Here is a 15,473-nt window from a genome sequence, read left to right as displayed (position 1 = left end):
ACATTCCTGAATAGCGAACCCGGCGCGTGCCGCGCCGGGCCATCCCGGAATCTGTCTGAATCTTGAGGGGATTTCCCGATGAACATCCATGAATATCAGGCCAAGGAGGTACTGCGCGGTTTCGGCGTGCCGGTGCCGCAGGGCTTTCCGGCCATGACCATCGAGGAAGCGGCGGAGGCCGCCGGCAAGCTGCCGGGCCCGGTCTATGTGGTCAAGGCGCAGATCCATGCCGGCGGGCGCGGTAAGGGCAGGTTCAAGGAACTGCCGGAAACCGCCGGGGGCGGCGTGCGCCTTGCAAAGTCCTTCGTCGATATTCGCGCCGACGCGGCCGAGATGCTCGGCAACACGCTCGTGACCGTGCAGACCGGCCCGTCCGGCAAGCAGGTCAACCGGCTCTATGTCGAGGACGGGTCGCGGATCGAGAAGGAGTTCTACATCTCGCTGCTGATCGACCGGGTCACCAGCCGCGTCTCCTTTGTCGTCTCGACCGAAGGCGGTATGGATATCGAGCAGGTCGCCCACGACACGCCCGAACGCATCGTTACCTTCCCGGTCGATCCGGCCACCGGCGTCATGCCCCATCACGGTCGCCGGGTGGCGCAGGCGCTCGGCCTCGAAGGCGATCTTGCCAAGCAGGCGCAGTCGCTGACCCAGAAGCTCTACACCGCCTTCATCGCCAAGGACATGGAGATGCTGGAGATCAATCCGCTGATCGTTTCGAGCGATGGCGAGCTGAAGTGCCTCGACGCCAAACTGGGCTTCGATTCCAACGCACTGGCCCGTCATCCCGACATCGCCGCGCTACGCGACGAAACGGAGGAGGACGCCAAGGAGATCGAGGCGTCGAAATACGACCTGTCCTACATCGCCCTCGACGGCTCCATCGGCTGCATGGTCAATGGCGCGGGGTTGGCCATGGCCACCATGGACATCATCAAATTCTACGGTGCAGAGCCTGCGAACTTCCTCGACGTCGGCGGTGGCGCGACTGCCGAGAAGGTCACCGCCGCCTTCAAGATCATTACCTCCGACCCGAACGTAAAGGGCATCCTCGTCAACATCTTCGGTGGCATCATGCGCTGCGACATCATTGCCGAGGGCGTGATTGCGGCGGTGAAGGAGGTGGGCCTCGAAGTGCCGCTGGTGGTGCGGCTCGAAGGCACCAATGTGGAACTGGGCAAGAAGATCATCGACGAAAGCGGCCTCAACGTCATTGCCGCCGACGATCTCGATGACGCCGCCCGCAAGATCGTCAAGGCGGTAGGAGGAAGCCACTGATGTCCATTCTCATCGACCGGAACACCCGCGTCCTGTGCCAGGGCTTCACCGGCAAGACTGCAACCTTCCACAGCGAGCAGGCGCTCGCCTACGGCACCCAACTGCTTGGCGGCGTTTCGCCGGGCAAGGGCGGGGCCACCCATCTCGGGCTGCCCGTCTTCGACACCATGGCCGAGGCGCGCGCCGCCACCGATGCCGATGCCTCGATGATCTACGTGCCGCCCTTCGGTGCGGCCGACGCGATTTGCGAGGCGATCGATGCGGAAATCCCGCTCATCGTGTGCATCACCGAAGGTATTCCGGTGCTCGATATGGCACGCGTCAAGCGGGCGCTGACCGGCTCGAAATCGCGGCTGGTGGGGCCTAATTGTCCCGGTATCATCACCGCCGGCGAATGCAAGATCGGCATCATGCCCGGCTCGATCTTCCGGCAGGGGTCGGTCGGCATCGTCTCGCGCTCGGGCACGCTGACCTATGAGGCGGTGTTCCAGACATCGCAGCAGGGGCTCGGGCAGACCACCGCGGTCGGCATAGGTGGCGACCCCATCAAGGGCACCGAGTTCATCGACGTGCTGGAACAGTTTCTCGCCGACCCGGCGACAGAATCGATCATCATGATCGGCGAGATCGGCGGATCGGCCGAGGAGGACGCGGCGCAGTTCCTGGCAGATGAGGCCCGGCGCGGGCGTTCCAAGCCGACGGTCGGCTTTGTGGCCGGCCGCACCGCGCCACCCGGACGGCGCATGGGCCATGCCGGCGCCATCATCTCGGGCGGCAAGGGCGCGGCCGAGGACAAGGTCGCGGCGATGGAACAAGCGGGGATCCGCGTCTCGCCTACGCCTGCCAGCCTGGGAACTACGCTGGTGTCGCTGCTCGACGATCTGCGCGGCGGTCAACGCATGGCCGCCAACGGTTGAGAGGGGCGATGGGCATCGGAAAGATGCGGGCCAGTCCTTCCTGGCCATGCGTTGCGCCGATGCCCTGGCAGCCTCTCACGCCAACCCGTTTCCGGCGGCCCTGCCAGCTTGAGATGGCATAAGGCTGCTGTATCTCGGTTCCGTCGATGCGCTGGGACGGGCCGGGAACCAGCCGCTACCCTTGGTCGCAGGCCGTCGGAGACGGGCCCCACGAGAGCAAGTCAGAGTGACCGGCCAGACGGTATCTGTCGCGGCTGGAACATTAAGGCATGGCGGGATTTTCCGATGACAGCGATATTGTGCAGGCCCTGCAGGAAAACGTTGGTATTCGGTCGAAACCGGGTGCGCGTTTCAGAGGTGCAGCAAAACGGCCGCTTTCGTTTTTAGGATAGAAAGTGCTAGTATGAACCAATAGACAGCGCCGCTTATCCTTTCGATACTTTGGAGATTTTACACTTTGGCTTCCAGACCCCAGACGCGCTGGCCTGTAGCGGAGATGCCGACGCCCGATCTTGTCCTCGAACCGGTGACGACCGAGCCAACGTTCAAGACGCGGATCTATGGGACGCTGAAACACGCGATCGCCAATATGGAAATCTATGGCACCAATGAGGAAACCTGGCTGGACGAGCGCCAGCTCGCCGAACGGCTTGGTGTGAGCCGCACGCCGATCCGCGAGGCGCTGGCCATGCTGGAGCAGCAGGGTTTTGTGAAGTCCGTGCCGCGACGCGGCGTTCTGGTGCTGCGCAAGACAAAGCGCGAAGTGATCGAGATGATCCAGGTCTGGGCAGCCTTGGAGGGCATGGCCGCGCGGCTGGTCTCTCTCAACGCCAGCGGCAATGAGATCGCCCGGCTACGCAACCTGTTCGAGGAATTCAACGAAAGCCACCGCCCGGAAGATTATCTCGGCGAATATTCGTCTGCCAACATTGCCTTTCATCAGACGATGATCGAACTGACCGGGTCGAGGGTGCTGCAAAGCATGACCGACGACATCCTTCTGCATGTGCGCGGCATCCGCAAGATCACCATTGGCCGCGACGATCGTGCCAGCCAGTCGATCAAGGACCACCTGGCCATCATCGATGCACTGGAGCGGCGTGATACCGAGCTTGCCGAGAAGCTCTCCCGCGATCACACGCTGGGGCTCGCCGCCTATGTGGAAAAGCATAGCAAGGGCATCTTTGACTGAAACAGAAAATGGCGGAGCCAGCCAGTGCTGGCTTGGTGCGTTTCAGCAGTCGCTGATGATATAATAGAGCTTCGTGCATCTTCCGCAGTGTATGCACCTTTACCATCTCGATCCCCGTTTGAGGGGATCATCCAGCCGCCAGCCACGGACCCGCATGGATTTTTGCCTTGCGATCGTTCCGCTTATTGAGTGACGTCCCGAGGGATAGGGGTCCTAACTTCAATACCATTGCCTGAATCTTGGCGGGTGCCTCGTCGAATATCGGCTGGTGTCGCACCGTAAAGCCGGCGAAATGTGCGATGGAAGTAGGAGAGATCACCGAAGCCGACCTCGAATGCAATGGCGCTGACCGTCCAGCCAGCGTGATCCGGATCAGTCAGCAGCTGATGGGCGCGTGAGAGGCGCTGATCCAGAACAAATGAGGAAAACGTCCGCCCCTCGGTTTCAAATAGCATCTGAACATAACGCGGTGTTATTCTATGGCGCAATGCGACGTTGCTAACGGTGAGATCGTGCTGGCCGAGATTGCCGAGGATGTCCGCCTTGATCGCCTTGAGCCGTGCCGCACGCAGTCCCCGGCCTCTTGCAATGGCCGCGGCATCCCGGGTCGCGCCGATCGAGAGGGCTACGAGATCCTGGATGTGGGTTGCGGCGCTAAGGGCCAGCGACGGTGTCAGGCCGATATCCAAATCGTCAAGGGCGGCAGCGTAGCCGACGAGCAATCGCAATGCATCTACCGTCGACGGAATGGGCCTGCAGATCGCGTCCTCCACATCGCCGACCATCGGGGAGAGCACATTGTAGGGGATGCGGATGTCCAGCCGGCGACGTTGAAGCTCACGGGGAATTGCGTGACCGGTCTCCGCACATGAAAGCAAAGTAGCCTCGCCTGCACAGGTTGTGACTTTGCGCCCGAGTTGTTTCATCGTGCGAGCGCCTGCCAAAGCCACGACCAACAACAAGTCATCACTGTCGATCAGGTCTGGTGTGCGCCGATAGCACATGCCTGAATCCGATAGACAGGCAATGTCGACCCCGGGCAAGGCGACCAGGGTCATGCGCGCGGAGGGCAGATGGTCGGGCACCGGATCGACCTCGAGTTTCGCAACTCCGCGCGCGATAGCCTCTCGCCAAAATTCGAGCCGATCCCGTTCGGGCAAGCTATCGGTCGAAAGACGGGTTGGGGCGAACCCGGCGTTTGAGGAGATCATAGCGACCCTCTTCATACGTTCCGGCGACATGGAATTTACAGCATTCCCTCAAAAACGTCATCCCTTCGCCTGAGTCCATAACTCCGTTCATTCCTGTCCACGACAAGCTGACCCGGCACCGCTAACGTCGCTCGATCTGACTTTTCGTTCCAACAAGGCAGATTGAAGACATGCAGAAATGGCAGCGGTATCCGCTTTGCACACCGAAGTCAGATCATCGTTGATGACGCAATTCGCCGACGTTGCATTCAATCTGCATAGAATCCGTGACGACCAAGGAGCCAGTTTTCCATGATCGCCGAGCCAGGCAGGCCAAGAACCGAAGTGCATGCACGCGATCGCCGCCAGGACACCGAATTCGCGACGGTGGCGGATGACTATCTACTCGGACGGGCTCAGCCCGAGGAACAGCGGCTGCAACGACAGATTAACGATCTCGGACCGGATTCGGCGGCGCAGTTCGATCTCATTGGAATCTCGCCCGGTGAACAGGTGGTTGATCTCGGATGCGGGCCGGGAGGGGTCCTGCATCTCCTTGCAGAGCGCGTCGGCCCTGCCGGCTCCGTTCTCGGCATCGATCGCAGCCCGCATTTCGTCGAGCAGGCACGACGCTTCGTCGCCGGTCGCGGACTGTCGCAGGTCGAAGTCCGAGAAGGGGATGCCTACGACACCAGGCTGCCACGTAGCGCATTCGACGGCGCTCACATGCGCCTCGTCCTGGTAAATGTTCCCGAGCCCGAACGCATCGTACGCGAGATGGTGTCGCTCGTGCGGCCCGGCGGTTGGGTGGCCAGCTTCGAGGCCGATTACCTTCCCCATACATGCGATCCGCCGTTGCCTGCATGGCACCGCCTGCTTGAGGCCTACAAGGCCTATTCGATGGCGCACGGGATCGATCTCTTTGTCGGCCGCCGCACGCACCGAATGTTCCGCGAGGCGGGCGTGAAAGATATCTGCGTCGTCCCGGTCATCCATGTCTATCCGCCCGGCCACGACCGACGGCCCATCCTGCGCGATTTCATCGGCAATCTGAGCGGCAGGCTTGTGAAGGAAGGTTTCCTGACACAAAGGAAAATCGATGAAGATATGGCAGCCCTTGAGAATCATCTGTCCGATCCTGAAGTGCTGGTGACGTCGCACCTGTTCTATCGGCTTTGGGGGCGTATGCCGTTGTGAACAGAGACTTTTCCGTTGGATCGACAGATAGGCACAGCATCTCGATCGGACCACGTCGCTTCAGGCTAGCGAGGGGGCGCCATTGGACGGCGAAAACCACGCGAAACGGCAGCAGCACGATGAAGAGAGTTCTTCTGGCCAACCTGTCCGGGTTTGCGCCCGGAGCCGACTGGCCACGCGGCCATAGTGAATTCTGACACGCCGTTGCATGTCGACCAATGTAGCACCTGCGACTACGATCATGGGTGATCGCGCGATGACATGCCCGGTCACGGCTTCAAGCGCTTTTTCGCCCCCGATGCCCCGATGAACTTTCTCAGCGATGATAGAGATGAGGTCGGTCCATCTCGACCGGTGCTTCGATGGTTGGCGCAAAAATAGCAATGGCCTTGGGGTGGACCTTGAAATGGGCTGGGGTTGCGGTCACGATCTCCCCATCCGTGTTGACCGGCATGGGATTTTTCGTCTCGATGTCAAACTCGACGCACCGCGCCGTGCGAACCTCGTTCCAGGCGCCGTGCGTTCCAGATCGAAACGAGCGCAGCATCAAGGCTAGCTTCCAGAGGTTTTTCATCTCGAGACTGTAAAGATCGAGATGGCCGTCATCAATTTCCGCACTTTCCTCAACCACATTGCCGCCACCATAGTGGCGTCCGTTGCCAATTGCGATCTGATAGGTTTCGACCTCGATTGTCTGTCCCTTCTCGGTGATCTCCGCGCTGAAGCTGGACGCCTGGGTCAGCACTCTCGCGGCAGCCAGTGTGTATCCCAGCCTCCCAAAGCGCTTCTTCAATACCGGATCGAGGCTCTCGGCGAGATCGCTGCTCAATCCAATGCTTGCGACATTGAAAAAGGCATGTCCATTGACCGTGCCGACATCAACGGGACGAGGTTTGCCATATGCAATCACTTCGGCCGCTGCTGCCAGGTCCATGGGGATGCCAAGCGTTCGGGCGAGATCATTGGCTGTGCCCATTGGGATGATGCCCAGAGGCAAGCCGCTTTCCATCGCTGCCAGTGCGGCCGAAGAAACAGAGCCATCGCCGCCGCAGACGATCACGAGATCGGCTCTGTGGCGCAGGCGCACGATATCGCGCGCGATCTCGGGCAGCGCCTCGAAGGTTTCCACGGTTACGTCGAGCCCACCACCTTCCAGCCTCTGGAGAACGGACGCGATGGACTCCTGGCCGCGCCGCGCTTTGGGATTGCGCAGCAGCAGCGCGCGCTTTCTGGTCGGTTGGGTCATTGGATATCGAAACAACTGTTCATCGGGCATGCAGGTGGGGAGGGCGCATGCCGATGTCAACTGCACGATCGTACGCCTTCGCGTCCGCGCCGCTTCACTTCGGGCGCGGCGGCGATGGGCGAAGTTGCGGTCGGCCATCCGTGTTCGAGCGGATGGCACGCCATGATTGTCACGCCGCCTCGAGCGCCGCGCACAGGTCAGACAGGAACGCCGCTGCCGGCGCGCCATCCACCGCTTGATGGTCAAAGGTCAGTGACAGTCCCATGACAGGGTGGAACTCAACGCCACCCTTGCCGTCGGGAAAAGCTACCTCGACGATCCGACCGATGCCCAGAATGCCGATCTGTGGTGTGTTCAGGATAGGGGTGAAGTACCGTACGCGCGACAGGCCGAGATTGCTGACCGTGAAGGTGCCGCCGGTCATCTCCGGCACGGTCAGCTTGTTGGCGCGCGCCCGCTCGGCCAGATCCTTGCGGGCCGCGGCGCGCGCCTCGGTCGTCAGTTTTTCGGCGTTGAAGATCGCCGGCGCCACCAGAAGGTTGCCGGGCAGGGCCATGGCGACGCTGAGATGCACCGCTCCCGACAGGTGCACCTCCTTGCCCTTTACGATGCCGTTGAGGTCCGGATGGTTGAGCAGCGTCGCCACCACCCGGTCGAGGATCAGATCCTCGATCGAGACCTTGACACCGGTTTCCGTGAGCGCGGCCTTGCGCCTGAGCAAGGCGTCGGCGCGGCAATCCGCGTGGTGGGTGAGTTGCGCGGCCTCGGAAAGGCTGCGCAGCATCTTGTCGGCGATCATGCCCCGCACGCCGCGCAGCGGCACGACGCGGTCGGCGGGCGTTGCGGGGACTTCGGCGTATCCTGCCATGGCCGCTATCCGATCCGTGCGATGACATCGCCCTTGGCGACGACATCATCGGCCTGCTTGATGAAGGTGATGACGCCATCGGCCGGCGCCCTGATCTCGTACTGGATCTTCTCGACCATGATCTCGGCGATCAGCGAATCCGCTTCCACGGCCGCACCGTCGCCGGCCAGCCAGGTTGTGATGACCGCTTCCTGATCGCCGTCCCACAGGTCGGCGGGTATTGTCACATCGACGGCCATGGTCACGCTCCCGTCATATGTTCGAAGGCCGCGACGATCTTGTCGGGGTTAGGCAGGCAGAACTGTTCCATCGGCCGCGAGAAGGGGATCGGCACATCCGGATAGGTGACGCGCTGGGGCGTCGCCTTGAGCACCGACACGTCGCGTTCGGCGACGCTGGTGATGATCTCGCCGGAAACGCCGTAGCTCCGGTAGTCCTCGTCGACGACGATCAGGCGGCCGGTCTTCTTGACCGACTTGAACACCATGTCGCGGTCGAGCGGCACCAGCGTGCGCAGGTCGATGACCTCGGCGCTGATGCCCTTCTTGGCCAGTGCATCGGCGGCTTTCAGCGCATTGTGAACGCCCATCGCCAGGCCGACGATCGTCACGTCCGTTCCCTCGCGCACGACGGAAGCCTTGCCGAAGGGGACGACATAGCTTTCTTCCGGCACGTTGACGGTTGCGCCCGGTTCGGTGCCCAGCCAGCCCATGCCCTGCAAGCCCTTGTGGTACATGAAGATGACCGGGTTCTCGTCGCGGATCGCTGCCGTCATCATGCCCTTGGCGTCATAGGCGTTGCTCGGCGCCACCACCTTCATGCCGGGCAGATGGGCGAAGGTGCCGTAGAGGCATTGCGAGTGCTGGCCGGCATCGGAATAGCCGCCGCCCGTGGAGGTCATCAGCACCAGCGGCACCTTCACATTGCCGCCGGAGAAGTAGGTGTTCTTGGCCATCAGATTGTAGATGGCGTCCATGCACACGCCGAAGAAGTCGACGAACATCAGTTCAACGATCGGCCGCATCCCGTCCGATGCCGCGCCGACCGCGGCACCGATGAAGCCCGTCTCCGAGATCGGCGTATCGCGCACGCGTTCCTTGCCGAACTCCTCGATCAGGCCGCGTGTGTTTCCGAATACGCCGCCCAGCGGGCCGATGTCCTCACCCATGACGAAGACGCGCGGGTCCACACGCATTTCCTGCGCGATGGCCTCGGCCATGGCGCGCGCTATGGTCAGCCGCCGCTCGTTCGATCGTGTCGCTGTCTGGCTCATTGTTTCACTCCCTTGGGATTATCGATGACTGTGCGAAACCGGGGCGAATGCCGGTGTCACGCAAAAACCTTTTCGAGCGCCTCCGCGGGGTCCGGATAGTCGCTCATGCGCGCGAATTCGATGGCTTCATCGACGCGTTTGCGGGCGCGGGCGACGATCGACCTGTCCTCGGCTTCGGTCATCTCGCCGGACTTGATCAACTGGTCGCGCAGCCGCGGGATCGGGTCCTTGGCAAACAGAGCGTCCTTCTCGCCCTTCGGCCGGTAGCCCTCGGCGTCGCCCATGAAATGGCCCGCCAGCCGGTAGGTGTCTATCTCGATCAGTGTCGGTCCTTCGCCGGCACGCGCGCGCCTGATCGCCTCGCCGGCGACATCGAAGATGGCGATCGGGTCGTTGTCGTGGACGAAGAAGCCCGGCATGCCATAGGCGGCGGCGCGGACATCGTTGCGTGGCACGGCCGTCGAATCCGCCTTGGAGACGGAGATGCCCCAGGCGTTGTCCTCGACCACGAAGACCACCGGCAGTTTCCACACGGCCGCAAGGTTCAGCGTTTCATGGAAAGCGCCCTGGTTGACGGCGCCCTCGCCAAGAAAGGCGACGGCGACGCCGTCCTTGTTCTGCATCTTGCGCGAAAGTGCGGCGCCGACGGCCGGCCCCATGCCCTGTGCGATGATGCCGGAGCAGGAGAAATTGGTGTCGGCATCGAAGATGTGCATGTGGCCGCCGCGGCCGCCGCTCAGGCCGGTCTTCTTGCCGAAGATCTCGGCGGCCATCCTGTTCAGGTCGACACCCTTGGCGATCGCCACATGGTGCGGACGATGGGTCGAGGTGGCGATGTCGCTGCGCTTGAGGTGCGCGCACACGCCGACGGCACAAGGCTCCTGTCCGTTCGACAAGTGCATCTCGCCGGGGATAGGGCCGTTGGCCATGTTGAAGGCCGGCGTCTTGCCCTCGAGATAGATCTTTTCGATCGTTTCCTCGAAGAAGCGGCTGACGAGCATATTCTCGTACATCCAGAGCTTCTGGTCTTTGGTCGGCTGCATGGTCTCTCCTCCTTGGAACCGTGCCGGCGACTGGCTGTCGCGGGCGCCTCGAAGAACGAGCAAACAAGAACCGTGCCATTTGGGCAAGTTTTTGAAATCGTGGGATTACCCACGCTATACGTCGTAGTTGGTGTCGGAAGCCGGTGACAGGTGTCGCGCGTTTGCGGCACCGGTGAGACGGCACCAGGAAGGTGCCGCCCCGGAGCAGTCACTACTCCAACTCGTCGAAGGCGACGACGGCCTTCGCCGCATAGACCGCGCCCGGCCCGCCGGACATTTCCACCGCGACGGCAAGCATTTCGGTGAATTCCTCGCGGCTGGCGCCGTGTTTTTTCGCGGCGGCGGTATGGTAGACGACGCAATCGTCGCAACCCTTGGCAACCGCGATCGCCATGGCCGTCAACTCCTTGAGCGCCGGCGAAATCTTGCCGGGACGCGTCGCGGCATCGGACAGTCCCTTGAACGCCATCATCGTCTGGCGTTCGGCCTTGAACAGGCCGTTCAGGCGTCCGTTGATCTCATCGAGTTTCTGCTTGGTTTGGCTCATGGACTTTCCTCTCAGGTGCGATGTCGGGGCGGATGGAGGGCCGGTCCGCCGACAGGGAGGGGTGCCGGCGGACCGAAGGCGCGACACAGGGTGTCACGCCGGGGTTCCAAAGTGACGACGCAAGGGTCGTGCCAAGACGCCGTTCGCCGATGACGACGAATTTCACCGGGCGTAGCCGCCGAAGGAAGCAGTTCGGGAGTGACAACTGTTGCAGGCCTGCGCCGCTGCCTGCGCCACGGCAAGGCTGGCCGGTGCCATCGGCATCCGGAGCCAGCGGCTACCCATTCGCGACGGCGTGGTCAGCGCCGATCGGGGCGAACGATATCGTAGTCCTTCATCTTGCGATGGATGGTCGCCCGGCTTACCCCCAGACGGCGTGCCGCCTCGGTCACCTGCCATTTGCTGTCCTGAAGCGCTCGATGGATGCGCTCGCGCTCGGTCTCGCCCAGCGATTGCTTCAGTCCGGATACCATGCGTTCCGGCGGCGGATAAAAATCCGCGCTGACGCCTCGCTTGCCGCCGGCTCTGAGGCGGATTTCGTCGGGCAGGTCGTCGAGTTCGATCCTTGGCCCGTCGCGGGTGAGCACGGCAAGGCTCAAGACGTTGCGCAACTGGCGGATATTGCCTGGCCACGGATTGTCGAGCAGGCAATCCAGCGCCTCGCTTGCCAGTTCCACCGGCTGGCCCGGATCGGATTCCTCACGCGCGATTTGATGGATGAGATCGGCGAGATCGCCCCGTTCACGCAATGGCGGCAGCACGATCTTGGCACCGTTGATGCGGTAGTAGAGATCCTCGCGGAATTCGCCGGTTTCCACCATGCGCTGGAGGTCGCGGTGCGTGGCACAGATCAGTTTGAGATCGACGGGCACCGGTTCGATGCCGCCCAGCGGCGTCACCTCCCGCTCCGACAGCACGCGCAGCAGCCGGGTCTGCAGGTCCAGCCGCATGTCGCCGATCTCGTCGAGGAACAGGGTGCCGTGGTTGCTGGCGGCGACCTTGCCGATCTTTCCGGCTTTGAGGCCGCCGGTGAAAGTGCCGGCTTCATAGCCGAACAGTTCGCTGTCAAGCAGGGAGTCCGGAATTGCCGCGCAGTTCACGGCGACGAACGGCCCGTCGCGGCGCGGGCTTTCCAGATGCAGGGCGCGGGCGAAAACCTCCTTGCCGCTGCCCGTCTCTCCTTGCAGCAGGACCGGAATGTTGCGGTCGGCGATGCGGCGGGCCAGTTGCACGTTTTTACGCATCCGCTCGTCGCGGCCGGTGAGCTGGTCGAGCGTCAGGACCTGGACCGGCCTGGGGCGATCCGGCGCCTTCTCGATCCGCCTGGCGGGGCGGGCGGCCGGCCGGCTTGCGGATTCGTACGGGAACGGATAGACGTAGCCGGCTTTCGTTTTTCCGGGATCGACCCGCTGGACGCGCCCGCTGCCGCTTTCCAGCGCGCCTAGGGTAACGCCGAGCACCTCATCCACCGGCCTGTGCAAGAAGCTGGTCCGGTTGCCGCCGCCGAGCAGGGACAGCGCGCTTTCGGACAGTCCGCAAACCCGGCCGCCATCATCGAGGGCGACGAGGGCCCGGAACATGGAGTGGTCGATGCCCGGCGACTGTGACAGGCCGACGATAAAATTGTTCTTGTAGCGGTGCCGGAACAGAGCCGACTGAACCCACAAGGCCGCATCGTCGAGCAACTGATGCAGGAAAGCCGCTTCGGAATGCCTGCCGACCCGCAGACCGGAGAGATCGAGCGCGCCGAGCGCCTTTCCGTCTGGATCGATCAGCGGCGCCGAGACGCAGATGAACGGCTTGAAGGTGGGATTGTAGTGTTCCTCCCCGTTGACCGTGACGGTCCTGCGTTCGATGATCGAGGTGCCGATGCCATTGGTGCCGGCATCGGCCTCGCGAAAGACGGTGCCGGTTCCCAGCCCTCGCGCCGTCAGCGAGCGCGCATCCTCGGTATCGGAGAAGGTCTTGACGACGACGCCGTCCGGATCGGCGAACAGCATGCAGTAGTTCGTGTCCCGCGCCAACTCGCGCAACTGGTGCACGACCGTCGAACTCCTGGCCATCGATTCCGCGATGAGGTCACGGCCATGCCTGATCTCTCCTTCGCTCAGGCGCAGCGGTGGCAGCGAACGCGTCGAGTCGAGTCCGTACTGGGTCTCGCACCGGTTCCAGGATGCCTGAATGACCTGCGAGGCGCGCGTGTCGGCCGACATGTCTCCTCCCTTTACACGATCGCGGCTCTGTTCTCCCAAGCGAGGCCGCTTCCCTGCGTGCAGGCTAAAGTACACCGAAGGCTGCCGGCGTTACAAGCGAACGCGCCTTGTCGAGACACTGCGACACCTGTCGCGTCGCATCCGCGATTTGACGGCGATCGCCAACGTCCGCCCGCGCATATCGCCCACATTGTGCATCTCTGTCAGCGCATTGTTATTGAACGAGTTTCCCAGATGTTTCGGCTGCTTTTCCGAGCCCACCGGATGTTGGCACGGGCCTTGCAGCTCGGTCTTGGAGCGCAGGCCCAAAGACCCACAGCAACCTCGGAGGAAGCAATGCACTTTAGTCTGAAACACAGAAAGCCGTCGAACCCGCTCACGCACCGGGTCGACCGGCGCCTGTTCCTGAAAACGACAAGCATAACCGCCGCACTGGGCATCGGCGCGGCCACCGCGGGGATCTCCGGCGCACTGGCGGCCCAGCCGCTCCCGGACGAGGCCGGAGCCACGTTGCTCCACATGGCCAAGGACATTTATCCGCATGACGGCCTGATCCCCGACCAGCCTTACCAGGCGGTGGTCGACGCCATCCTCGAGGAGGCCAGGAATGACGCGGCCGTCGCGACGCTCTGCATCGACGGCCTGAAGGACGTTAACGCGCGCACGCAATCGCTCTACGGCAAGGCCTATGTCGACGTTGCCTCGGAGGACGAGCGCGTCGCCGTGCTGCGCTCGGTCGAACTGACGCCGTTCTTCCAGAAGCTTCGCACCGGCCTCCTATTCGGTATCTACAACAATAAGGAGCTGTGGCCCAAGCTCGGCTACGAGGGCTCGTCCTGGGAGGAGGGCGGCTACCTCTATCGCGGTTTCGACGATCTGGATTGGCTCTGAGGTTCGGGAGGGAATCATGGCTGCAAAATTTGATCTGAACGACGACAGCGTCGTCGTTATCGTCGGTTCCGGTGCAGGCGGCGGTACCCTCGCCAACGAGCTTGCCCAGAAGGGCATCAAGAGCGTGGTGCTCGAGGCCGGCAAGCAGTTCACGATGGACGACATCGAGAACGACGAATGGGCGATGTTCCAGAAAATATCGTGGCTCGACAAGCGCATCTCAGCAGGCGGCTGGCATGGTGCAATCAACCACCCGAACCTGCCGGCCTGGATCGTCAAGGGCGTCGGCGGCTCGACGGTCCATTGGGCCGGCGTGGCGCTGCGCCTGCAGGAACATGAGTTCAAGATGAAGACCACCAACGGCGACATTGCCGGAGCCAACATGGCCGACTGGCCGGTTTCGCTTCAGGAAATGACGCCCTGGTACGAAAAGGCCGAACTGAAGATGGGCGTTACCGGCGAGACGACCGGTATGCCGGACTTGCCATGGAGCAATGATTTCAAGGTGCTCGCCGAAGGCGCACGCCGCATCGGGTTCAAGGAAATCAAATCGGGCCCGATGGCCATCAACTCCGTGGAGCGCGATGGCCGCCCGCCCTGCCAGCAGACCGGCTTCTGCATGCAGGGCTGCAAGTTCCAGGCAAAGTGGTCGACCATGTACACGGAGATCCCCAGCGCGGTGGAGACCGGCCATTGCGAGGTGCGGCCCAATTCGATGGTCCTGCAGATCGAGCACGACGACAGCGGCAAGGTGACCGGCGTGGTCTATGCCGATGCGGAAGGCAAGACGCAGCGCCAGAAGGCGCGGCTGGTCTGCGTGGCGGGCAACTCCATCGAATCGCCCCGGCTGCTGCTCAATTCGGAGTCCAGCAAATATCCGGACGGGCTGGCCAACTCGTCCGGCCAGGTCGGGCGCAACTACATGACGCACGCCACTGCCGGCGTCTATGCGGTGATGCCGGGGCTGGTCCACATGAACCGAGGCACCTCGGTCGCCGGCATCGTCTCGGACCAGTCCCACAACAATCCCGAGCGCGGGTTCATTGGCGGCTACCAGCTCGAGAAGCTGGCGCTCGGCATCGGCTTCCTGTCGGCGTTCCTCGTTCCCGGCCCGACCGGCTGGGGCCGCAAGGTTTCCAAGGCGCTCGAGAAATACCCCTACATGTCAGGTGTATGGATCTGCGGCGAAGACCTCCCGCAGGAGCAGAACCGCATCACCCTGCACGCCACCGAGAAGGACCGGTACGGCCTGCCCATACCGGTCGTGGCCAAGACGCCGCACAACAACGACGTCAACATGACCAACCATGCCTACGACACGATGAAGAGCATCTATGAGGCGGTCGGGTCGCGCGAGATCTATGATCTTCCCGCCTATCCGGCGTCCCACAACATGGGCACCAACCGGATGAGCGAGAACGCGCGCGACGGCGTCGTGAACGCCTACGGCCAATCCCACGACATCAAGAACCTGTTCGTGTCGGACGGCAGCGTGTTCCCGACCAGCAGCTCCAACAACCCGACCCTGACCATCGTCGCGCTGGCGATCCGGCAGGCCGACTACATAGCCGGGGCGATGAGCCGCGGCGAAATCTGATTGGAGCCAATAACAAAGGCG

The 15,473-nt window shown here is 62.7% G+C and carries 14 protein-coding genes; 6 read left to right on the top strand and 8 right to left on the bottom strand.

Annotation, left to right across the window (positions count from 1 at the left end; genetic code table 11):
* Positions 1-78: 78 nt before the first annotated feature.
* The 3 genes from sucC (at position 79) to ACVCNR_RS21825 (ending at position 3,387) form a co-directional block, all read left to right on the top strand.
* On the top strand, positions 79-1,278 hold the full coding sequence (gene sucC, locus ACVCNR_RS21835; protein ID WP_447076481.1) for an ADP-forming succinate--CoA ligase subunit beta: 1,200 nt from the start codon (positions 79-81) through the stop codon (positions 1,276-1,278).
* Positions 1,278-2,195, top strand: coding sequence for a succinate--CoA ligase subunit alpha (gene sucD, locus ACVCNR_RS21830; RefSeq protein WP_447076480.1), 918 nt, complete (start codon positions 1,278-1,280; stop codon positions 2,193-2,195). Before sucC ends, sucD begins: the two co-directional genes overlap by 1 nt.
* Positions 2,196-2,691: 496 nt before the next feature.
* Complete coding sequence (locus tag ACVCNR_RS21825) at positions 2,692-3,387, top strand: GntR family transcriptional regulator (protein ID WP_435521613.1); 696 nt, start codon at positions 2,692-2,694, stop codon at positions 3,385-3,387.
* A gap of 182 nt (positions 3,388-3,569) precedes the next feature.
* On the opposite strand, the gene ACVCNR_RS21820 is transcribed toward ACVCNR_RS21825, so the two are convergent.
* Positions 3,570-4,598: a helix-turn-helix transcriptional regulator gene (locus ACVCNR_RS21820; RefSeq protein ID WP_447076479.1), complete on the bottom strand. Its 1,029-nt coding sequence runs from the start codon at positions 4,596-4,598 to the stop codon at positions 3,570-3,572.
* A 291-nt stretch (positions 4,599-4,889) separates the two neighbouring features.
* Here ACVCNR_RS21820 and ACVCNR_RS21815 point away from each other — a divergent pair, with 291 nt between their 5' ends.
* Positions 4,890-5,774 carry a methyltransferase domain-containing protein gene (locus ACVCNR_RS21815; protein WP_447076478.1) on the top strand — a complete coding sequence of 295 codons (885 nt, stop codon included), beginning with the start codon at positions 4,890-4,892 and terminating at the stop codon, positions 5,772-5,774.
* 316 nt (positions 5,775-6,090) lie between these two features.
* Here ACVCNR_RS21815 and ACVCNR_RS21810 read toward each other — a convergent pair whose 3' ends face one another.
* The 7 genes from ACVCNR_RS21810 to ACVCNR_RS21780 all read right to left on the bottom strand — a co-directional run bounded on the left by ACVCNR_RS21810 (position 6,091) and on the right by ACVCNR_RS21780 (position 12,964).
* Complete coding sequence (locus tag ACVCNR_RS21810; protein ID WP_447076687.1) at positions 6,091-7,020, bottom strand: lipid kinase; 930 nt, start codon at positions 7,018-7,020, stop codon at positions 6,091-6,093.
* Between the two features lie 169 nt (positions 7,021-7,189).
* Entirely contained in the window at positions 7,190-7,888 is a 699-nt protein-coding gene (locus tag ACVCNR_RS21805) for a 2-oxo acid dehydrogenase subunit E2 (RefSeq protein ID WP_447076477.1), read from the bottom strand.
* Between the two features lie 5 nt (positions 7,889-7,893).
* On the bottom strand, positions 7,894-8,127 hold the full coding sequence (locus ACVCNR_RS21800) for a biotin/lipoyl-containing protein (protein ID WP_354198497.1): 234 nt from the start codon (positions 8,125-8,127) through the stop codon (positions 7,894-7,896).
* 2 nt (positions 8,128-8,129) lie between these two features.
* The gene (locus ACVCNR_RS21795; protein ID WP_447076476.1) at positions 8,130-9,161 is read right to left on the bottom strand and encodes an alpha-ketoacid dehydrogenase subunit beta; all 1,032 of its coding nucleotides are present in this window, start codon (positions 9,159-9,161) and stop codon (positions 8,130-8,132) included.
* Between the two features lie 56 nt (positions 9,162-9,217).
* Entirely contained in the window at positions 9,218-10,204 is a 987-nt protein-coding gene (locus ACVCNR_RS21790) for a thiamine pyrophosphate-dependent dehydrogenase E1 component subunit alpha (protein ID WP_447076475.1), read from the bottom strand.
* Between the two features lie 211 nt (positions 10,205-10,415).
* Positions 10,416-10,751: a carboxymuconolactone decarboxylase family protein gene (locus ACVCNR_RS21785; protein WP_354198503.1), complete on the bottom strand. Its 336-nt coding sequence runs from the start codon at positions 10,749-10,751 to the stop codon at positions 10,416-10,418.
* Between the two features lie 299 nt (positions 10,752-11,050).
* Positions 11,051-12,964, bottom strand: coding sequence for a sigma-54-dependent Fis family transcriptional regulator (locus tag ACVCNR_RS21780; protein ID WP_447076474.1), 1,914 nt, complete (start codon positions 12,962-12,964; stop codon positions 11,051-11,053).
* 336 nt (positions 12,965-13,300) lie between these two features.
* On the opposite strand from ACVCNR_RS21780, the gene ACVCNR_RS21775 reads away from it, so the two are divergent.
* Both ACVCNR_RS21775 and ACVCNR_RS21770 read left to right on the top strand, forming a co-directional pair.
* Complete coding sequence (locus ACVCNR_RS21775; protein ID WP_354198507.1) at positions 13,301-13,855, top strand: gluconate 2-dehydrogenase subunit 3 family protein; 555 nt, start codon at positions 13,301-13,303, stop codon at positions 13,853-13,855.
* Positions 13,856-13,871: 16 nt separating this feature from the next.
* Complete coding sequence (locus tag ACVCNR_RS21770; RefSeq protein ID WP_447076473.1) at positions 13,872-15,452, top strand: GMC family oxidoreductase; 1,581 nt, start codon at positions 13,872-13,874, stop codon at positions 15,450-15,452.
* The last annotated feature ends 21 nt before the right edge of the window (positions 15,453-15,473 follow it).

This window comes from Aquamicrobium terrae (assembly GCF_052978165.1).
The sequence above is the reverse complement of the archived record's forward strand: the minus strand, read 5'-3'. Positions and strand labels throughout refer to the sequence as shown.

Excerpts from the sequence above, each read along its gene's own strand:
- ACVCNR_RS21790 (WP_447076475.1), bottom strand. The coding sequence starts at position 10,204 with ATGCAGCCGACCAAAGACCAGAAGCTCTGGATGTACGAGAATATGCTC.
- sucC (WP_447076481.1), top strand. The coding sequence starts at position 79 with ATGAACATCCATGAATATCAGGCCAAGGAGGTACTGCGCGGTTTCGGC.
- ACVCNR_RS21825 (WP_435521613.1), top strand. The coding sequence starts at position 2,692 with ATGCCGACGCCCGATCTTGTCCTCGAACCGGTGACGACCGAGCCAACG.
- ACVCNR_RS21805 (WP_447076477.1), bottom strand. The coding sequence starts at position 7,888 with ATGGCAGGATACGCCGAAGTCCCCGCAACGCCCGCCGACCGCGTCGTG.
- ACVCNR_RS21815 (WP_447076478.1), top strand. The coding sequence starts at position 4,890 with ATGATCGCCGAGCCAGGCAGGCCAAGAACCGAAGTGCATGCACGCGAT.
- sucD (WP_447076480.1), top strand. The coding sequence starts at position 1,278 with ATGTCCATTCTCATCGACCGGAACACCCGCGTCCTGTGCCAGGGCTTC.
- ACVCNR_RS21795 (WP_447076476.1), bottom strand. The coding sequence starts at position 9,161 with ATGAGCCAGACAGCGACACGATCGAACGAGCGGCGGCTGACCATAGCG.
- ACVCNR_RS21810 (WP_447076687.1), bottom strand. The coding sequence starts at position 7,020 with ATGACCCAACCGACCAGAAAGCGCGCGCTGCTGCTGCGCAATCCCAAA.
- ACVCNR_RS21770 (WP_447076473.1), top strand. The coding sequence starts at position 13,872 with ATGGCTGCAAAATTTGATCTGAACGACGACAGCGTCGTCGTTATCGTC.
- ACVCNR_RS21785 (WP_354198503.1), bottom strand. The coding sequence starts at position 10,751 with ATGAGCCAAACCAAGCAGAAACTCGATGAGATCAACGGACGCCTGAAC.
- ACVCNR_RS21775 (WP_354198507.1), top strand. The coding sequence starts at position 13,301 with ATGCACTTTAGTCTGAAACACAGAAAGCCGTCGAACCCGCTCACGCAC.
- ACVCNR_RS21780 (WP_447076474.1), bottom strand. The coding sequence starts at position 12,964 with ATGTCGGCCGACACGCGCGCCTCGCAGGTCATTCAGGCATCCTGGAAC.
- ACVCNR_RS21800 (WP_354198497.1), bottom strand. The coding sequence starts at position 8,127 with ATGGCCGTCGATGTGACAATACCCGCCGACCTGTGGGACGGCGATCAG.
- ACVCNR_RS21820 (WP_447076479.1), bottom strand. The coding sequence starts at position 4,598 with ATGATCTCCTCAAACGCCGGGTTCGCCCCAACCCGTCTTTCGACCGAT.